General features: G+C 68.1%; 18 protein-coding genes, 1 tRNA gene and 1 pseudogene. 12 read left to right on the top strand and 8 right to left on the bottom strand.

What is annotated here, in order from left to right; all coding sequences use genetic code 11:
* Positions 1-48: 48 nt before the first annotated feature.
* The 4 genes from DIE02_RS25990 (at position 49) to DIE02_RS35650 (ending at position 2,736) form a co-directional block, all read left to right on the top strand.
* Positions 49-990 (top strand): CysB family HTH-type transcriptional regulator, encoded by a 942-nt coding sequence (locus tag DIE02_RS25990; RefSeq protein WP_009689198.1) that lies wholly within the window; start codon positions 49-51, stop codon positions 988-990.
* A 64-nt stretch (positions 991-1,054) separates the two neighbouring features.
* On the top strand, positions 1,055-2,212 hold the full coding sequence (locus DIE02_RS25995; RefSeq protein WP_124488477.1) for an ABC transporter substrate-binding protein: 1,158 nt from the start codon (positions 1,055-1,057) through the stop codon (positions 2,210-2,212).
* 105 nt (positions 2,213-2,317) lie between these two features.
* Positions 2,318-2,402, top strand: a tRNA-Leu gene (locus tag DIE02_RS26000).
* A 163-nt stretch (positions 2,403-2,565) separates the two neighbouring features.
* Complete coding sequence (locus DIE02_RS35650) at positions 2,566-2,736, top strand: hypothetical protein (RefSeq protein WP_185500424.1); 171 nt, start codon at positions 2,566-2,568, stop codon at positions 2,734-2,736.
* 28 nt (positions 2,737-2,764) lie between these two features.
* Here the strand turns inward: DIE02_RS35650 and DIE02_RS26005 are convergent, their stop codons facing one another.
* Entirely contained in the window at positions 2,765-3,667 is a 903-nt protein-coding gene (locus DIE02_RS26005; RefSeq protein WP_124488478.1) for a LysR family transcriptional regulator, read from the bottom strand.
* A 119-nt stretch (positions 3,668-3,786) separates the two neighbouring features.
* Between DIE02_RS26005 and DIE02_RS26010 the strand changes: the two genes are divergently transcribed.
* Positions 3,787-4,524, top strand: a complete 738-nt coding sequence (locus DIE02_RS26010; protein WP_124488479.1) for an SDR family oxidoreductase — start codon at positions 3,787-3,789, stop codon at positions 4,522-4,524.
* A 43-nt stretch (positions 4,525-4,567) separates the two neighbouring features.
* Positions 4,568-5,467, top strand: coding sequence for an SDR family oxidoreductase (locus DIE02_RS26015; protein WP_124488480.1), 900 nt, complete (start codon positions 4,568-4,570; stop codon positions 5,465-5,467).
* Between the two features lie 31 nt (positions 5,468-5,498).
* On the opposite strand, the gene DIE02_RS26020 is transcribed toward DIE02_RS26015, so the two are convergent.
* On the bottom strand, positions 5,499-6,389 hold the full coding sequence (locus DIE02_RS26020) for an alpha/beta fold hydrolase (protein ID WP_124488481.1): 891 nt from the start codon (positions 6,387-6,389) through the stop codon (positions 5,499-5,501).
* Positions 6,390-6,494: 105 nt separating this feature from the next.
* Between DIE02_RS26020 and DIE02_RS26025 the strand changes: the two genes are divergently transcribed.
* Positions 6,495-7,382: a LysR family transcriptional regulator gene (locus DIE02_RS26025; protein WP_124488482.1), complete on the top strand. Its 888-nt coding sequence runs from the start codon at positions 6,495-6,497 to the stop codon at positions 7,380-7,382.
* Positions 7,383-7,507: 125 nt separating this feature from the next.
* Here DIE02_RS26025 and DIE02_RS26030 read toward each other — a convergent pair whose 3' ends face one another.
* The 3 genes from DIE02_RS26030 to DIE02_RS26040 form a co-directional block, all read right to left on the bottom strand.
* A complete protein-coding gene (locus DIE02_RS26030) occupies positions 7,508-8,437 on the bottom strand; it encodes a LysR family transcriptional regulator (protein ID WP_124488483.1) in 930 nt (309 codons plus the stop codon).
* Positions 8,438-8,626: 189 nt separating this feature from the next.
* Positions 8,627-9,400 (bottom strand): SDR family oxidoreductase, encoded by a 774-nt coding sequence (locus tag DIE02_RS26035; RefSeq protein WP_124488484.1) that lies wholly within the window; start codon positions 9,398-9,400, stop codon positions 8,627-8,629.
* A gap of 192 nt (positions 9,401-9,592) precedes the next feature.
* Positions 9,593-10,093 (bottom strand): DinB family protein, encoded by a 501-nt coding sequence (locus tag DIE02_RS26040; protein WP_124488485.1) that lies wholly within the window; start codon positions 10,091-10,093, stop codon positions 9,593-9,595.
* A gap of 210 nt (positions 10,094-10,303) precedes the next feature.
* Here DIE02_RS26040 and DIE02_RS26045 point away from each other — a divergent pair, with 210 nt between their 5' ends.
* The gene (locus DIE02_RS26045; RefSeq protein ID WP_124488486.1) at positions 10,304-11,020 is read left to right on the top strand and encodes a pseudouridine synthase; all 717 of its coding nucleotides are present in this window, start codon (positions 10,304-10,306) and stop codon (positions 11,018-11,020) included.
* A 105-nt stretch (positions 11,021-11,125) separates the two neighbouring features.
* Complete coding sequence (locus DIE02_RS26050) at positions 11,126-11,314, top strand: hypothetical protein (RefSeq protein ID WP_044845610.1); 189 nt, start codon at positions 11,126-11,128, stop codon at positions 11,312-11,314.
* Here the strand turns inward: DIE02_RS26050 and DIE02_RS26055 are convergent.
* Positions 11,297-12,334, bottom strand: a complete 1,038-nt coding sequence (locus tag DIE02_RS26055; RefSeq protein WP_124488487.1) for an NAD-dependent epimerase/dehydratase family protein — start codon at positions 12,332-12,334, stop codon at positions 11,297-11,299. The genes DIE02_RS26050 and DIE02_RS26055 overlap by 18 nt on opposite strands.
* A gap of 106 nt (positions 12,335-12,440) precedes the next feature.
* On the opposite strand from DIE02_RS26055, the gene DIE02_RS26060 reads away from it, so the two are divergent.
* The 3 genes from DIE02_RS26060 (at position 12,441) to DIE02_RS26070 (ending at position 15,422) form a co-directional block, all read left to right on the top strand.
* Positions 12,441-13,472: a CDP-6-deoxy-delta-3,4-glucoseen reductase gene (locus tag DIE02_RS26060; protein ID WP_124488488.1), complete on the top strand. Its 1,032-nt coding sequence runs from the start codon at positions 12,441-12,443 to the stop codon at positions 13,470-13,472.
* 296 nt (positions 13,473-13,768) lie between these two features.
* Positions 13,769-14,953 (top strand): acetylornithine transaminase, encoded by a 1,185-nt coding sequence (locus tag DIE02_RS26065; RefSeq protein WP_124488489.1) that lies wholly within the window; start codon positions 13,769-13,771, stop codon positions 14,951-14,953.
* Positions 14,954-14,966: 13 nt separating this feature from the next.
* The gene (locus DIE02_RS26070) at positions 14,967-15,422 is read left to right on the top strand and encodes a GNAT family acetyltransferase (RefSeq protein ID WP_124488490.1); all 456 of its coding nucleotides are present in this window, start codon (positions 14,967-14,969) and stop codon (positions 15,420-15,422) included.
* 21 nt (positions 15,423-15,443) lie between these two features.
* Here DIE02_RS26070 and DIE02_RS26075 read toward each other — a convergent pair whose 3' ends face one another.
* Together DIE02_RS26075 and DIE02_RS26080 are read right to left on the bottom strand one after the other, a co-directional pair.
* Positions 15,444-16,115: a DUF2278 family protein gene (locus DIE02_RS26075; protein WP_124488491.1), complete on the bottom strand. Its 672-nt coding sequence runs from the start codon at positions 16,113-16,115 to the stop codon at positions 15,444-15,446.
* 265 nt (positions 16,116-16,380) lie between these two features.
* Positions 16,381-16,509: pseudogene (locus DIE02_RS26080) on the bottom strand (ABC transporter ATP-binding protein); the annotation flags it as partial.

Genomic DNA, 16,509 nt, shown 5'->3' on the forward strand with positions numbered 1-16,509 from the left:
ATATTTCAAACGACTAAAAAATTCTGTTGATATGCGGAAGGGTTATAAATGAACCTGCACCAATTTCGCTTCGTGCGCGAGGCCGTCCGGCAGAATTTCAACCTCACCGAGGCCGCCAAGGCGCTCTACACGTCGCAACCGGGGGTGTCGAAGGCGATCATCGAGCTCGAGGACGAGCTCGGCGTGGAGATCTTCACGCGGCACGGCAAGCGCGTGCGCTCGCTCACCGAGCCGGGCAGGATCATCCTCGCATCGGTCGAGCGGATCCTGCAGGAAGTTGAAAGCCTCAAAAGGGTCGGAAAAGATTACGCGGCACAGGATCAGGGCAACCTGACGATCGCCGCCACCCACACGCAGGCCCGCTACTCGCTGCCGGCCGCCATCGCCGAGTTCAAGAAGCGCTTCCCGAAGGTGCACCTGTCGATCCTGCAGGGCAGCCCGACGCAGGTCGCCGAGATGGTGATCCACGACCAGGCCGATCTCGCGATCGCGACCGAGGCGATCGCCGACTACAAGGAACTCGTGTCGCTGCCCTGCTTCCAGTGGCATCACGCGGCCGTGGTGCCGGCCGACCATCCGCTGCTCGAACGCAAGCCGGTCACGCTGGACGATCTCGCGCAGTACCCGCTGATCACGTACGACGACGCGTTCGCCGGCCGCAAGAAGATCAACCACGCGTTCGCGCTGCGCGGGCTGTCGCCGGACATCGTGCTGGAGGCGATCGACGCCGACGTGATCAAGACCTACGTCGAACTCGGCCTGGGCGTCGGGATCATGGCCGACATCGCATTCAACCCGGAGCGCGACCGCAACCTGCGGCTGATTCCGGTCGGCCACCTGTTCGGCAGCAACGTGACGCGTGTCGCGCTCAAGCAGGGCGCCTATTTGCGCAGCTATGTGTATACGCTCGTCGAGCTGCTGTCGCCGACGCTGAACCGCAAGCTGATCGAGCAGGCGCTCAAGGGCGAATCCGAATCGTACGAGCTTTGACAGACAGGTATAACGACAGGGGCGCAAATCGCGCCCCTTTTTATTGCCCGACGGAGATTTCCGCATGACGCTTCCCGCCCTGTTGCGCCGCGCCGCCGGCGCCGCCCTCGTGCTCGCCTGCGCGGCCGCGCATGCCGACCTGAAGGTCGGCGTCGACCTGTCGTCGACCGGCCCGGCCGCCGCGATCGGCATCACCAGCAAGAACGCAATCCTGATGTGGCCGAAGACGATCGCCGGGCAGCCGGTGCAGGTGACGGTGCTCGACGACGCGTCCGACCCGGGCGCGGCCGTGCGCAACATCCGCAAGCTGGTCGACGAGGATCGCGTCGACGTCGTGGTCGGGCCGAACATCACGCCGGCCGCGCTCGCGGCGCTCGACGCGGTAGCCGCCGCCCAGACGCCGATGATCACGCTGGTCGGCTCCGGCGCGATCGTCGAGCCGCAGGAAGGCGCGCGGACCTGGGCATTCAAGATGGCGCAGAGCGACAGCGCGATGGCCGACGTGATGACGCGCTACATGGCCAACCACGGTGTGAAGACGGTCGGCTTCATCGGCTTCGCGGACAGCTATGGCGACAGCTGGCTGAACGAATTCACGCGCTTCGCGGAAGTCCGCAAGATCCGCGTGATCGCGACGGAACGCTTCAACCGCACCGACGCGAGCGTCACCGGCCAAGCGCTGAAGCTGATCGCCGCGAAGCCCGACGCGATCCTGATCGCCGGCTCGGGCACGCCGGCCGTGCTGCCGCAACGCACGTTGATCAAGCGCGGCTACAAGGGCGCGATCTACCAGACGCACGGGATCGCCACGCCGGAATTCATCAAGCTCGGCGGCAAGGACGTCGACGGGACGCTGTTCCCGACCCAGCCGGTGGTCGTCGCGCGCACGCTGCCTGCCGACCATCCGGCCCGCAAGGCCGCGCTCGCGTTCGTCGATGCGTATGAAGCGAAATACGGCGCCGGCACGGTCACCCAGTTCGCGGGCGACGCGGCGGGCGTGTACCCGCGCCTCGCCGACGCGGTCGGCCGCGCGCTCAAGGCCGCGCAGCCCGGCACGCCGGGCTTCCGCGCGGCGCTGCGGCGCGAACTCGAACGCGCGCACGAACTCGTCGTGCCGAACGGCGTCGTCAACACCAGCGACAAGGATCACGTGGGGCTCGATCAGCGCGCGAGCGTGATGGGGATCGTGAAGCAGGGCCGATTCGTCTATCTGAGCCAGTAACGCACGGGCGGTCGCCGGACAGCTTGCCCGGTGCCCCGTTTTCCGCCATAATTCGCGTTTCGCCGCGCACAATCAGTACGAATCGCATGCGCGGCCAGGATCAAAGCCCAGGTGGTGAAATTGGTAGACGCAGGGGACTCAAAATCCCCCGCCGCAAGGCGTGCCGGTTCGATTCCGGCCCTGGGCACCAGTCTTTCGCAGCGTCAATGCGCTGCACTGTCGAAACCCGCGCAAGCTCGCCGCTTCGCGGGTTTTTTGTTGGTTTTTTGTTTGTTGCGCGCGCCACGCACGCCGCAACGCACGCCCTTGCCCCGCGGTCCAAGCATCAGGACACGCAAGCACGGAGGCCGCTCATGTCCACGCGCGTCTTCTTTTCGAGCCCGATCCGCCGCTGCGTGCTTGCCGCGCTGTTGTCGATCATGCTGGGCGGATGCGACCTGCTGCGCGAGCCGCCCGTGCCCGACTGGCCAGGGCCGCACGCGCCCTACCCGTTCCCGGACAGCATCCCGCACCGCACCGAGTGAACCGATGGCGCCCCGCCGCCCGACGCACTCAGGCCATCAACTCGCGGACGAACTCCAGAAACACCCGCACTTTCGCGGCAACGAGGTTCGACGCATGGTGATACGCATAAAGCGGGAACGTCTCGTCCGCCCATTCCGGCAGCAGCTGGACCAACCGCCCTTCGGCCACGACGTCGCGGGCATAGAGTTCCAGCAGTTGCGCAATGCCGACGCCGCCAACGCACGCGCCGAGCAACCCGCCGGTGTCATTCACCATCAGTCTGCCGGCGACGTCGACCGGCACGACTTCCTTGCCGCGATGAAATTCCCATTCGTACGGTCGCCCCGTCACCGGATCGCGAATCAACACGCACCGGTGACCGGCCGCGAGATCCCGCGGGTGTCGCGGTTCGCCATGACGCGCGACGTACGCGGCCGACGCGCAGGTCAGCACGCGCGTCTCGAGCAGCAGTCGCGCACGATATGACGACGGCTCCGGGATGCCGAAGCGCACTGCCACATCGAATCCGTCGGCGACGAGGTCGCCCATCCGATCCCGCGCGCTGATCTCGACCGACAGGTCGGGAAAGCGGTCGAGGAATTCCGCCATCCGCGGCGCGAGCACGTAGTGGCCGAACGTGCCGTCCACGTTCACGCGCAGCCGCCCCCTCACGCGCGCCTTCGACTGGCCGGCGTCGAGCGCCGCCTCCTCGATGCCGGCCAGCAGCGGCGCGACCGCCTCGTAAAAGCGTCGCCCTTCGTCGGTCAACGTGATCGCACGCGCCGTCCGGTTGAAGATGCGGATGCCGACGCGTTGTTCCAGTCGGGCGACGGCGCGGCTCACTGCCGGTTGGGTCAGTCCCATCGCCTCGCCTGCCCGCGCGAAAGTGCCGGCCTCGATCACCGCGGAGAGCACGCCGATACCGCTGAGCAGCCTGCTGTCGAACCCCATAAGACATACTTCCAGTCATTCATTGACTGACCATTATTCATTATTTTTATTGATCGAAGAAGCCTACATTAGTCCTGTCGCCGGATGGAACGGCATTCAACCCTCATCAGGAGCAGGAAATGAGCACATCGGAACAGGTCGCCCTCGTCACAGGTTCGTCGCGCGGCATCGGTGCGGAAATCGCCCGCCAGCTCGCCCGGGACGGCTTCCGGGTCGTCGTCAACTATGCCGGCGGCGCCGGGCCGGCCCGCGAAGTCGTCGATGCGATCCTCGCCGACGGCGGCCATGCCGTCGCCGTGCAGGCGAACGTCGCCGACCCGGCGGCCGTGGCCGCGCTGTTCGACGCCGCCCACGAGGCATTCGGCGGCCTGGATGTGGTGGTCAATTCCGCGGGCGTGATGAAGCTGGCGGCGATCGCCGACTGCGACGATGCGCTCTTCGACGAAACAATCGCCATCAACGTGAAAGGCGCGTTCAACGTATGCCGCGAAGCGGCAAGGCGCGTGCGCGACGGCGGACGCATCATCAACCTGTCGACCAGCGTGATCGGCATGCGCATGCCGACTTACGGCGTGTACGTGGCAAGCAAGGCGGCGGTCGAAAGCCTCACGCAGGTACTCGCGCAGGAAATGCGCGGGCGCGGTGTCCGCGTGAACGCCGTCGCGCCGGGGCCGGTCGCCACCGAACTGTTCCTGCAGGGCAAGAGCCCCGAGCTGGTCGATCGGCTCGCGAAGCTGAACCCGCTCGAGCGGCTGGGCCAGCCCGACGACATCGCGCGCGTCGTCGCCTTCCTCGCCAGCCCGGACGGCGCGTGGATCAACGGCCAGATCCTCCGCGCCAACGGCGGGATGTGCTGACGGACCGCTCGCAGCCGCCTCGCTTTCCTCCAGGAGATCGCTCATGAAGCAAGTTGTCCTCGTCACCGGCGCGTCCAGCGGCTTCGGCTTGCTGACGGCCCAGGCGCTCGCCCGCGCCGGTCACACGGTCTATGCATCGATGCGCGAGAGCGCCGGGCGCAATGCGCCGCGCGTCGCCGCCATCGCTGCCTATGCGCAGGAACACGGCGTCGACCTGCGCAGCCTCGAACTCGACGTCGGCGACGACGCATCGGTCGGCGCAGCAATCGACCGCGTGATCGCCGACAACGATCGTCTGGACGTCGTCATTCACAACGCCGGCCACATGGCGTTCGGGCCGGCCGAAGCATTCACGCCCGAGCAGCTCACGCAGCTCTACGACGTCAACGTCGTGTCGACCCAGCGCGTCAACCGCGCGGCGCTGCCGCACCTGCGCCGTCAGGGCCGCGGTCTGCTCGTGTGGGTTTCGTCGTCGTCGGCGCGCGGCGGCACCCCGCCATTCCTTGCCCCTTACTTCGCCGCGAAAGCCGCGATGGACTCGCTCGCGGTGTCCTACGCCGCCGAACTCGCCCGCTGGGGTATCGAAACATCGATCGTCGTGCCGGGCGCGTTCACCCGCGGCACGAATCACTTCCTCCATGCGGGCAAGCCGGCCGATACCGCCGTGCAGGCTGCCTACGACAGCGGGCCGTACGCGGGCGTCGCCGATCAGGCGTTGAGCGGCCTCGCCGCGCTTGAACCGGCGGACGCCGACGCCGGCGCCGTCGCGACGGCGATTGTCGAGCTCGTCGCGGCGCAGCCCGGCAAGCGCCCCTACCGCGTATTCGTCGATCCGTCGCAGGACGGCGCGGAGGAAGTGTTCCGCATCGGCGATCGAATCCGCCGCGAAATGTTCAGAAATATCGGGCTCGCCGATCTGCTCGCGCCCCGGGTCGGCGGTTGAGCGCCGTTTGCGCGCCGCGCCGGCCGGCCCGTCAACCGCGCTCGCAGAACCGCAGAATCGCGTCGGCAACGACCGCCGGCGCCTCACGCTGCGGAAAGTGCCCGACACCGTCCAGCACGGCGCGCTCGTAGCGGCCGGTGAAGAACCGCTCGCGCCCGGCCGAAGTCTCGGGCCCGTTGCAGGCGTCCGCGCCGCCGTGCAGCACGAGCGTCGGCACCGACAGCACCGGTGCGGGTGTCAGTTGCGCGTCGTCTTCCGCATACGCGGCCCCGCCGTCGACGAATCCCCAGCGATAACGGTACGAGTGCAGCACCACGTCGATCCAGTCCGGGCCGTCGAAGGCAGTCGCGGCCGCGTCGAAGTCGCGGGCGTCGTACCAGCCGGCCGGCGACCACGTATCCCACATCAGGCGCGCGAACGCCCGGCGATCGTCGCGCAGCGCCTGCTCCCCGCGCGGCGTCGCGGGGAACCAGTGGTACCAGTAGTTGCGCGCCTGCGGCAGCGACAACGGCTGGGCCGGGTCGTTCGTGCCGTATCCCACCGACAGCATCACCAGATGCGAGGCCGCGCCGTCGCGCAACCCGCACGCGTTCGCAACCGCGCGCGCACCCCAGTCGTGCCCGACCAGCACGGGCCGCTCGATGCCGAGCGCGTCGATGAATTCGAGCAAGTCGCGGCCAAGCGCTGCGAGCCGGCCGCTGCGCGGCGTCGCGGGATCGCGAAAGCGGGTCGGCGCGAAACCGCGCAGCGCGGGCGCGAGCACGCGGTAGCCGCGTGCGGCCAGCGTTCGAGCCACGGCCTCCCAGCCGACCGGGCTGTCCGGCCAGCCGTGCAGCAGCACGGCCACGCGTTCGCCGCGCGGGTTCCATTCGAGATAGGCGAGTTCGAGCGACGCGGTTGTCGCATAGCGGTAAGCGGTCATGTGCACTCCGGTTGGTCAGCCTGAATGCCCGATGGTAGGCCCGTCTCTGATCACGATTCGCGGCGTATCATGACTCATTCTTCAAGTATCGTGGTGAATCAACCGATGGAACCGCTGACCGATCCCGCGTCGACCGCGCTCGACATCGCGCTGTTGCGTACCTTCCTCGAAGTCGTCGACAGCCGCGGCTTCGCGCCGGCCGCGGAGCGCCTCGCGCTGACGCCGTCCGCGGTCAGCGGCCACATCAAGCGGCTCGAGCAGGCGGCCGGCACGGTGCTGCTCGCGCGCACGACGCGCCGCATCGCGCTCACGCCGGCCGGCGACACGCTGTACGCGTACGCGCGCAACATCGTCGACATGGAGCGCGAAGTGCGCGCGAGGCTGCGCGGCGCGCCGGCGCATGGCCGGCTGCGGGTCGGCGCGTCGGAGGATTTCGCGGGCGCATGGTTGCCGCAGGTGCTGCGCACGTTTCGCGACAGTCATCCGCGCACATCGATCGAACTGAAGGTCGGGATCACCGCGGCGCTGCTGCGCGAGCAGACGCTGGGCCGGCTCGACGTCGTGTTCGGCAAGCAATGCAGGCAGGTCGACGCGCCGGGCGAACTGCTGTGGGAAGAACCACTGGTATGGGCGTTCGCGTCGGATATGGCAATCGACACCGAAGGCGATGTGCCGCTCGCGCTGTTCCCGGAGCCGTGCGTGTACCGGGAAGCCGCGGTGTCCTCGCTCGCCGCCGCGCTGCGGCCGTTTCGCGTGCTGTTCGAAAGCGCCAGCATGGCCGGCTGCATATCGGCCGCGCTGGCCGGCTTCGCGGTCACGGCGCTCGCGCGCAGCCAGCTGCGCGACGGCCTGCGCGCATGTGGGGTGAATGACGGCCTGCCGGCGTTGCCGGCCGCGTGCTTTTACGCGTTCGCGTCGAAGCCCGACGGCGCCTGCGCCGCGCTGATCGACGCGGTGCGGGCGACCGGGCGCACGCGGCAGTTCGCCGCCTGAGTGCGCGACGCGATGGCCGCACGTGCCGGACGTACCGCGCATGCCGCGTCGCACCGACGCCGATCGATCGGCGTCACCGGCCGGCGAATGGCGGGCGGCCCGCAGTTGCGGCCACGACGCCGCTTTCAGTCGCCGCTGCCGGCCGCGCCCGTGTCGTTCAATGCATCCGCCATCAACGCCCCGAACCATTCGACGAATGCGTTGAGCCGCCTCGACCGGTGCCGCCGATGCGGATATACGGCCGACACGTCCATCGGCGCGGCCCGATGGCCGGGCATCACCTCGACCAGCGCCCCGCTGTCGAGCAGATGCACGACGTCGAAGCGCGGAATCTGGATCAGCCCCATGCCTGCGATGCAGCTCGCGATATAGGTTTCAGCGTTGTTGACGATCACGCGGCTCGGCAGCGTCAGCGTATGCCGCCCGCCGTCCGCGCAGTATTCCCAGCCGAGCTCGCGGCCGGTCGTCGGCGACGCATAGCCGATCGCCCAGTGCCCGTGCGCAAGCGCATCGGGATGCTCGGGCACGCCGCATTCGCGCAGGTAGTCGGGGCTCGCGCAGTTGATCAGCGCGAACTGCCCGAGCGGCCGCACGACGAGGCTGCTGTCCGCGAGCCGCCCGACCCGGATCGCGCAGTCGACACCCTCCTGCACGAGATCGATCGAGCGGTCGGTCGAGCCGAGCGACAGTTGCAGCTTCGGGTAGCGGCGAAACAGCGACGGCAGCGCGGGGGCGATCACGCGGCGCGCGATCCGGCTCGGCGCATCGACGTTCAGCCGCCCGATCACGTCGCGATCGCGACGCCGGAACAGCCGGTCGAGCTCGTCGGCTTCCGCGAGCAGGCGCCGGCCACGCTCCAGCAGCAGCGCACCGTCCGCAGTCAGCTGGACCTGCCGCGTCGTACGGTGCAACAGGCGCGTGCCGAGCGCGGTCTCGAGCTGCTGGACGGCGGCCGACACGGTCGCGCGCGGCACGTCGAGCGCGTGGGCGGCCTTGATGAAGCTGCCCATCTCGGCAACCTGAAGGAAGATTCTGACCTGATCCAGCTTGTCCATCGGCAGGCAGAGAACGTGGGTTCGGACGACCGCGGCCGGCAGGCGCCGCGCGTCGCGGCCGATTCCGGCGGCACAGATGAAACGGGCGCGCGGCGTTGTGTCCGCGCGCCCGTCCATTGTCCATGCAAACGGTCCATTGCGGGTCGCCGCGCACACGACGACCGCCGGCACGGCCCGTTACCGCGTCGGTTACTTGGTCGTATAGCCGCCGTTGATCAGAATCGTCTGCCCGGTGATCCACCAGCCGTCGGTCACGAGATGACGGATGAACGGCACGACGTCCTCGATGTCGGTGAGGCCCGTCTTGCTGAACGGCGACAGCGCGGCGGCCGTCTTGTGATACGCGACCGCGTCGGCGCCTTCGGCCGGGTAGAAGAACGGCGTATCCATCGGGCCGGGCCCGACCGCCGTCACCGAGATGCCGCGCGCGCCGTACTCCTTCGACGCCGCGCGCGTGAAGTGCTCGACCGGCGCCTTCGATCCTTCGTAGGCCGCATAGAACGGCGTGAACGCGCCGAGCAGCGACGTCACGAGCGTGACGAGCTTGCCGTGATCCTCGAGGTGCCGCCCCGCTTCCTTGATGAAGAAGAACGCCGACTTGCTGTTCACCGCGAACATCTCGTCGTACTCGGCCTCGGTGATTTCGGTGAACGGCTTCTTCAGCACCTTGCCGACGGTATTGATCGCGATGTCGATCTTGCCGAAGCGCTGCTTCGCATCGCCGAACAGCTTCTCGACCGCGGCGGCCGTCGTCAGGTCGGCCTGGAACGTCGCGGCATCCGCGCCGGCCGCGCGCACGGCAGCGGCCGTCTCTTCGGCCTGCGCCTGCGATGCCGCGCTGTTGTAGTGAATCGCCACCGCCTTCGCGCCGTGGCCGGCCAGGTCCCGGGCGATCAGCCCGCCGAGATTCTTGGCGCCGCCTGCGATCAGGACGACCTTGTCTGCGAGCGTATGAGTAGCCACGGTTGACTCCTGTTTCCGTTGAATGAAGCTAGGAGTGTAGGCACGCGCGACGTGCCGGTCAGCCGGGCACGGCTGGATGAATTATCCAGAAAAACGATCCAATCAGGCATCCGGAACGGTGGGCTGCCCCACCGACGAACGCGACGAAATCCGCTCGACGCGACACGATGCACGGCCGCCGGGCCGTGCGGTTCAGCGCGCGTACAGCGCCGCGTCGATCTTGCCGAGCAGCCACTGCATGCCGGCCAGATGCTGCTGGTCGTGGCTGCACAGGTAATGGACGAGACCGCGCACGGTCAGCGCGCCGTAGCCTTCGAACTCCCCGGTGCGCGCAAACTGCGCGGGCGTGAGGCGCGACACGAGGTCGAGCGTCTCGCGCCGCGCGTCGCGAATCGCCGCGAGCACGTCGGACGCGTACGCGGCGTCGTAGCGGCGCTCGAGCGCGAGCGCATCGCCGTCGACCGACACGAGCAGTGGGTGATCTTCGTCGAGCATCCGCCGCAGCCGCACGTGGTAGCCGTCGATTTCGATGTCGCGCACGTGGCAGAGCTGCCCGAGCGGCGAGAAATGCTCGCTCGGGATCCCGCTCCAGTCGTCGGGGGTCCAGCGCGCGTAGCCGTCCGGCACGGCGGCGAAATGGGCTTCGAGCTGACGGGGGAAATCGGCGAGTGCATCGAGCGTCGTCGGATTCATGCGGCGAACTCCGTGTCGGATGGAGACGGCGATAGCCCGGGTACGGGCGTGCCGCCGTCGTGGCGCGACTTCACGCTGAAGCCGTACGCCCCTTGCATGCGACGTCCACTTTCCGTGAAGAACAAACGTGCGGCGCGGCGCTCCGGCAGCTTACCAGCGCGGGCGGGTTCGTGCCGGTGCCGGCGCGTGGCTTGATAGAATGCGCGCGCTATGGATCTCGAAAGCATTCTCTACACGCAGGGCTTCGGCTCGCGCCGCCAGTGCCGCGGCCTGATCGAAACGGGCCGCGTCACCGTCGCGGGCGCGAGCGCAACCGACCCCGACGCGTCGTTCGACACCGCCGGCCTCGTGTTCACGGTCGACGACACCGCGTGGCCGTTCCACGCCCGCGCGTATCTCGCGCTCAACAAGCCGGCCGGCTACGAGTGTTCGCGCGAGCCGCAACACCACGCGAGCGTGTTCAGCCTGCTGCCCGCGCCGCTCGTCGCACGCGGCGTGCAATGCGTCGGCCGCCTCGACCAGGACACGACGGGCCTGCTGCTGCTGTCCGACGACGGCCAGTTCGTGCACGCGTACACGTCGCCGAAGCGCAAGGTGCCGAAAACCTACGTCGCCACCGTGCGCCACCCGCTCGACGACGCCCAGCTGGACGCACTGCGCGCCGGCGTGCAGCTCCACGGCGAGCCGAAGCCGATCGCGGCGGTCGCCGCCGACGCGCGCGACACGCACGCGCTCGCGCTGACCGTCCTCGAAGGCAAATATCATCAGGTGAAACGCATGGTCGCGGCCGCGAGCAATCGCGTCGAGGCGCTGCACCGCGAAAGCATCGGCGGGTTCACGCTGCCGGACGACCTGGCGCCGGGCGCGTGGCGCTGGCTTAACGACAGCGACCTTTCAGCCCTGCGCAATCCCGTCAAAACCCTGTAAGGGAAAATCCGCACGATCGTTCGATGTCGGGCCGCGTCGCGGCCGCCCGATCCCCCGCTATACTGAAATCACAAGCTGTACGAGCAGCAATGCAGGGGAGACATCATGAACTTCAACCATTCTTTCGAACTGTCGTACGTGACGATCGCGTTCGCGGTCGTGGGCGCCATCGTGATCGGCGCGCTGCTGGCCATGATGCACATGAAGCACAAATACCATCCGAACCTGATCGGCGCGCTGATCGGCGCGCTGTTGTGCTTCCTGCTGATCGAGGCATTACCGGCGCTGACCTGACGCGCCGCGCGGCGCGAGCGTTTGAAGGAATTCGTCTACGGTCGGATAGCGCAACGTCACGCACAATTCGGCCTTGAGCCGCGCATTGGACAGGCGCCGCGACTCGCGCATGAACGACAGGAGCGCCGGCTCGAGTTGCTGCTCGGCGTCCGCGCGGCTGATCCGCGGCGGCGGCGGCAGGCCGAACACCTGCGCGACCCGGTCGAAATACTCTCCCATCCGCAGTTCGCTGTCGTCCGACGCGTGCACGGCGCGCGCCGGCTTGCCGCGCACGGCCGCGCGACGCAGGATCGCCGCGAGATCGTCGGCGTGGATGTGGTTCGTGTAGACGTCGTCGGCCGCGTCGAGTGCCGGCGTGCCGCGCTCGAGCCGCGCGAGCGGCAACCGGTTCGCCGCGTAGATGCCGGGAATGCGCACGATGCGCGCGGACAGCACGCCGCGCACCGTCGCCGCCCGCAGTTGACGCTCGGCCGAGACGCGCCGGAACGCGCGCGGATTCGCGGGGCGCAGCGGCTGCGTTTCGTCGATTCGGGCGCCGCCGCAGTCGCCGTAGACGCCCGTCGTGCTGGCGTAGACGAGCGTCGGCGCGCGAAGGGCGTCGGGTACAATACGCGCTTCCCGCACCGGCACGCCGGCCTGTCGGGTCGCGGCGCGCAGCGTGCGCAGCCGGCCGACCGACGACACCGCCGGTGCGGACGGCCGCCGTGCAGGCACGGACAATGCGGCGATCAGCGCACGGGTGCGGCGATCGTCGCGGCCGTCGGATTGCGGCGGCGCGAGATGCAGGATCGTGCGGGCGAGGCCCGCGATACGTCCGAGCGTCGCCCGGCGATCGAGGTCGCCGACGAGCGGCGTCGCGCCTGCCGCGCGCAGTTCGTCGCGGCGGCCCGGATGGCTCGTCAGCGCGACGATGCGCAGGTTGCGGCGCGCATCGCGCCATTGCGCGACGCAGCGCAGGCCGACGTCGCCGCAGCCGACGATCAGGACGCACGGCCGGCGCAGGATTCGAGTCGCGATCATGTTGGTTGCGAAATCAGTAGCCACCGTTGCGCGGCGCGCAACGGGTTTGCATTGTAGCTGCCGTGCGCGATATGCACGGTCCCCACATTTTGTTCTATTTGGTTCTATGGCATTCAACGTTACTCTCAAGCAAAGCGGCCGGCAGTTCCAGGTCGAGTCGGACGAAACCGTGCTGGCGGCGGCGCTGCGCCAGAACGTCCATCTGCCGTACGGGTGCAAGAACGGCGCGTGCGGCTCCTGCAAGGGCCAGATCGTGTCGGGCCAGATCGAACAGGGCCCGCACGCCGCGTCGGCACTGTCCAACGACGAGCGCACGCGCGGCCTCGCGCTGCTGTGCTGCTCGAAGGCGCAATGCGACCTCGAGATCGACGTGCGTGAAATCGCCGGCGTCGACGGCGTGCAGGTGAAGAAGCTGCCGTGCCGGATCGCAGCGCTCGAACGCAAGGCCGACGACGTGATGGTCGTGAAGCTGCAACTGCCCGCCAACGAACGGCTGCAATACCTCGCCGGCCAGTACGTCGAGTTCATCCTGAAGGACGGCTCGCGCCGCAGCTACTCGATGGCGAACGCGCCGCACGAGGAAGGCCCGATCGAGCTGCACATCCGCCACATGCCGGGCGGCAAGTTCACCGACCACGTGTTCGGCGCGATGAAGGAACGCGACATCCTGCGCTTCGAAGGCCCGCTCGGCACGTTCTTCCTGCGCGAGGACTCCGACAAGCCGATCGTGCTGCTCGCATCGGGCACCGGCTTCGCGCCGATCAAGGCGATCGTCGAGCACGTGAAGCACCGGGGCATCACGCGCCCGATGACGCTCTACTGGGGCGCACGCCGCAAGAAGGACATCTACCTCGGCGAGCTCGCCGAGCAATGGGCGCGCGAGATCCCGAACTTCAAGTACGTGCCGGTGCTGTCCGAGCCGGACGACGCCGACCAGTGGACCGGCCGCACCGGCTTCGTCCATCGCGCGGTGATCGAGGACCTGCCCGATCTGTCGGGCCACCAGGTGTACGCATGCGGCGCGCCGGTGATGGTCGAATCCGCACAGCGCGACTTCACGCAGCACCACGCGCTGCCGGCCGACGAGTTCTACGCGGACTCGTTCACGAGCGCCGCCGATCTCGCGCATCCGGTCTGAGCCCCGGGCGCGCCCGCGCGCCCCGCTGCGCGCCGCCGTGTCACATCCGTGGCATCGCGGCGGTTTACAGTGGGGCGCGGGATGCCTTATGCTTGCGCACATGAACCGCTTCCTGTCCGCACTTCGACGTCGCCGCTCGCCGCTCCGCCCGGATGCCGCCGGCTCGTCACGGACTCGCGCGTAACCTACTCCTCCGCTTCACCGGTTACGCACAAGCTGTTCGACCCACCAGCCACGGCCTTCCGTGGCTTTTTTATTGCCCGTTTTCCTTTCAACGTCCGCTGGAGTCTGCTGCCATGCCCCTGAACGATTACCCGATCGACTCGCTGATGTACATCACGAACCGCCCCGACATCGTGTTTACGCACGGCAAGGGTTCGTGGCTCTACGATCACACGGGCAAGCGCTATCTGGACTTCATTCAGGGCTGGGCCGTCAACAGCCTCGGCCACTGCAACGACGGCATCGTCGAAGCGCTGAAGACGCAGGCGGAGAAGCTGCTGAACCCGTCGCCCGCGTTCTACAACGAACCGATGGCGAAGCTCGCGGGCCTGCTCACGCAGCACAGCGTGTTCGACAAGGTATTCTTCACGAACAGCGGCGCGGAAGCGAACGAAGGCGCGATCAAGCTCGCGCGCAAGTGGGGCCGCAAGTTCAAGAACGGCGCGTACGAGATCATCACGTTCGACCACAGCTTCCACGGCCGCACGCTCGCGACGATGTCGGCCAGCGGCAAGCCGGGCTGGGACACGATCTACGCACCGCAGGTGCCGGGCTTCCCGAAGGCCGAGCTAAACGACATCAACTCGGTCGAGAAGCTGATCACCGACAAGACCGTCGCGGTGATGCTCGAGCCGATCCAGGGCGAAGGCGGCGTGATCCCGGCCACGCGTGAATTCATGCAGGCGCTGCGCGCGCTGACGAAGCAGCACGACCTGCTGCTGATCGTCGACGAAGTGCAAAGCGGGTGCGGCCGCGCGGGCACGCTGTTCGCGTACGAGCTGTCCGGTATCGAGCCGGACATCATGACGCTCGCGAAGGGCATCGGCGGCGGTGCACCGCTCGGCGCGCTGCTGTCGAAGGCCGACGTCGCGGTGTTCGAGGCCGGCGACCAGGGCGGCACGTACAACGGCAACCCGCTGATGACGGCGGTCGGCTATTCGGTGATCTCGCAGCTCGTCGCGCCCGGCTTCCTCGACGGCGTGCGCGAGCGCGCCGAATACCTGAAGCGCAGGCTGCTCGAACTGTCGGAGGAACGCGGCTTCGAGGGCGAACGCGGCGAAGGCCTGCTGCGCGCGCTGCTGCTCGGCAAGGACATCGGCCCGCAGATCGTCGAGAAGGCCCGCGACATGCAGCCCGACGGCCTGCTGCTGAACGCTGCGCGCCCGAACCTGCTGCGCTTCATGCCCGCGCTGAACGTCACGACCGAGGAAATCGACCAGATGATGGCGATGCTGCGGTCGATCCTCGACACGCTCTAAGGAAACCACCGCGATGAATGCCGCCGCCGATGCTGTCGCGATCCGCCCGTTCGAACGCACCGACACCGATGCCGTGCTGGCCGTGTGGCGCGATGCGTTCCCGCAGTACGACGAAGCCGGCGCGCCGCCGCACCGCGATCCGCTGCGCTCGATCGAGCTGAAGCTCGCGACGCAGCCGGAGCTGTTCTTCGTCGCGACGTGCGGCACGCGGGTCGTCGGCACGCTGATGGCGGGGTTCGACGGACATCGCGGCTGGCTCTACTCGTTCGGCGTGTCGAACGACGCGCGGCGGCTCGGCATCGGCCGCGCGCTGATCGCGCATGCGGAACGCGCGCTCGCCGCGCGCGGCTGCCTGAAGATCAACCTGCAGGTGCTGCCCGGCAACGACGATGCATGCCGCTTCTATGCGGCGCTCGGCTATCGCGTCGAGGAACGCATCTCGTTCGGCAAGACGCTGCCGGCCGCGTGACGCCGCCGGTAGCCGCCACGTTCAGCGCGTGATCGGCCCCGCGTCCGACAGCGGATTGCCGAGCGCGTCGGTCGGCACGGCCTGCTGCTCGAACGCCGCGAAATACGCGGCCCACTGCGACTCGCTCACGCGCACGATCAACGCGCCGTCCTGCCACACGTCGTTGTGATCGTTGTGGTCGTTGCCCGCGCGATGCAGGTAGTTCGAGCCTGTCGAACCCTGGTTCATGTGCGTGTCGTGGATGCCGTTGCCCTCCCTATACGTGCGGCCGAACACGACGACGTCGAGCCCCTGCGACTGCGCGGCATTGACGAGTCGCAGCAGCGACGGGATCGGCTCCGCGTTCTCGGTGCCGTCCATCACCGCGCTGGCACGCCATGCGCCCGTCTCGTTCAGGATGTCGCTGCGCAGATAGTCGAGCGCCGGCAGCGCGGTTTGCCCGGTGAGATCCGTATAGCCTTCGGCCGCGGCCGCGAGCGTCGCCGTGACCGGATGATGGAAATCGTAGACGAGCTTGTAGTTCAGCAGGTCGTCCGCGTCGTTGGTGCCGACGTTGATCGCGACGTCCCAGTCGCCGGACGGCAATGCGAGCGTCAGGTGGATGTGATACTGGATCTCGCTGCCGTGTGGCGAGCCTTTCAGCTGCGCCACCGACGTCACCTTCGCCTTCACGAAACCGTAATCCAGACTCATGGGTGCTCTCCGTGTCCCGATGAACCGACCATGCTACGCAGCCTGCGTGACGGTTGGTGGACGGCAGGTAGCGGACGGCGTTCGTGCTACCGTGTCCCGCACCGCATGGTCGGCGTCACGGTCGAATGCATGGAGTCGCATCCGCGTGCGCAGTTCGCCGCCGGGCGCGCCGCACGAAAAAAAGGCTGTCACGGTATCCCGTGACAGCCTTTCGAAAGCCCTTGCGCGGCACGCCGGCATCCGCCGCCGCGCCGGGCCCGCTCATTTACTCACCCAGATACGCAGCCCGCACCTTCGGATCGTCGAGCATCTGCTTGGCGTCGCCTTCCATCGTGACCGTGCCGGAATCCATCACGTAGCCGCGGTCGGCCGCTTGCAGCGCGAGCCGCGCGTT

This window comes from Burkholderia sp. Bp8991, assembly GCF_003853795.1.
Classification (GTDB): domain Bacteria; phylum Pseudomonadota; class Gammaproteobacteria; order Burkholderiales; family Burkholderiaceae; genus Burkholderia.

Excerpts from the sequence above, each read along its gene's own strand:
- DIE02_RS26040 (WP_124488485.1), bottom strand. The coding sequence starts at position 10,093 with ATGAATCCGACGACGCTCGATGCACTCGCCGATTTCCCCCGTCAGCTC.
- DIE02_RS26015 (WP_124488480.1), top strand. The coding sequence starts at position 4,568 with ATGAAGCAAGTTGTCCTCGTCACCGGCGCGTCCAGCGGCTTCGGCTTG.
- DIE02_RS26055 (WP_124488487.1), bottom strand. The coding sequence starts at position 12,334 with ATGATCGCGACTCGAATCCTGCGCCGGCCGTGCGTCCTGATCGTCGGC.
- DIE02_RS26010 (WP_124488479.1), top strand. The coding sequence starts at position 3,787 with ATGAGCACATCGGAACAGGTCGCCCTCGTCACAGGTTCGTCGCGCGGC.
- DIE02_RS26060 (WP_124488488.1), top strand. The coding sequence starts at position 12,441 with ATGGCATTCAACGTTACTCTCAAGCAAAGCGGCCGGCAGTTCCAGGTC.
- DIE02_RS26075 (WP_124488491.1), bottom strand. The coding sequence starts at position 16,115 with ATGAGTCTGGATTACGGTTTCGTGAAGGCGAAGGTGACGTCGGTGGCG.
- DIE02_RS26025 (WP_124488482.1), top strand. The coding sequence starts at position 6,495 with ATGGAACCGCTGACCGATCCCGCGTCGACCGCGCTCGACATCGCGCTG.
- DIE02_RS26045 (WP_124488486.1), top strand. The coding sequence starts at position 10,304 with ATGGATCTCGAAAGCATTCTCTACACGCAGGGCTTCGGCTCGCGCCGC.
- DIE02_RS35650 (WP_185500424.1), top strand. The coding sequence starts at position 2,566 with ATGTCCACGCGCGTCTTCTTTTCGAGCCCGATCCGCCGCTGCGTGCTT.
- DIE02_RS26030 (WP_124488483.1), bottom strand. The coding sequence starts at position 8,437 with ATGGACAAGCTGGATCAGGTCAGAATCTTCCTTCAGGTTGCCGAGATG.
- DIE02_RS25990 (WP_009689198.1), top strand. The coding sequence starts at position 49 with ATGAACCTGCACCAATTTCGCTTCGTGCGCGAGGCCGTCCGGCAGAAT.
- DIE02_RS26065 (WP_124488489.1), top strand. The coding sequence starts at position 13,769 with ATGCCCCTGAACGATTACCCGATCGACTCGCTGATGTACATCACGAAC.
- DIE02_RS25995 (WP_124488477.1), top strand. The coding sequence starts at position 1,055 with ATGACGCTTCCCGCCCTGTTGCGCCGCGCCGCCGGCGCCGCCCTCGTG.
- DIE02_RS26020 (WP_124488481.1), bottom strand. The coding sequence starts at position 6,389 with ATGACCGCTTACCGCTATGCGACAACCGCGTCGCTCGAACTCGCCTAT.
- DIE02_RS26005 (WP_124488478.1), bottom strand. The coding sequence starts at position 3,667 with ATGGGGTTCGACAGCAGGCTGCTCAGCGGTATCGGCGTGCTCTCCGCG.
- DIE02_RS26070 (WP_124488490.1), top strand. The coding sequence starts at position 14,967 with ATGAATGCCGCCGCCGATGCTGTCGCGATCCGCCCGTTCGAACGCACC.
- DIE02_RS26050 (WP_044845610.1), top strand. The coding sequence starts at position 11,126 with ATGAACTTCAACCATTCTTTCGAACTGTCGTACGTGACGATCGCGTTC.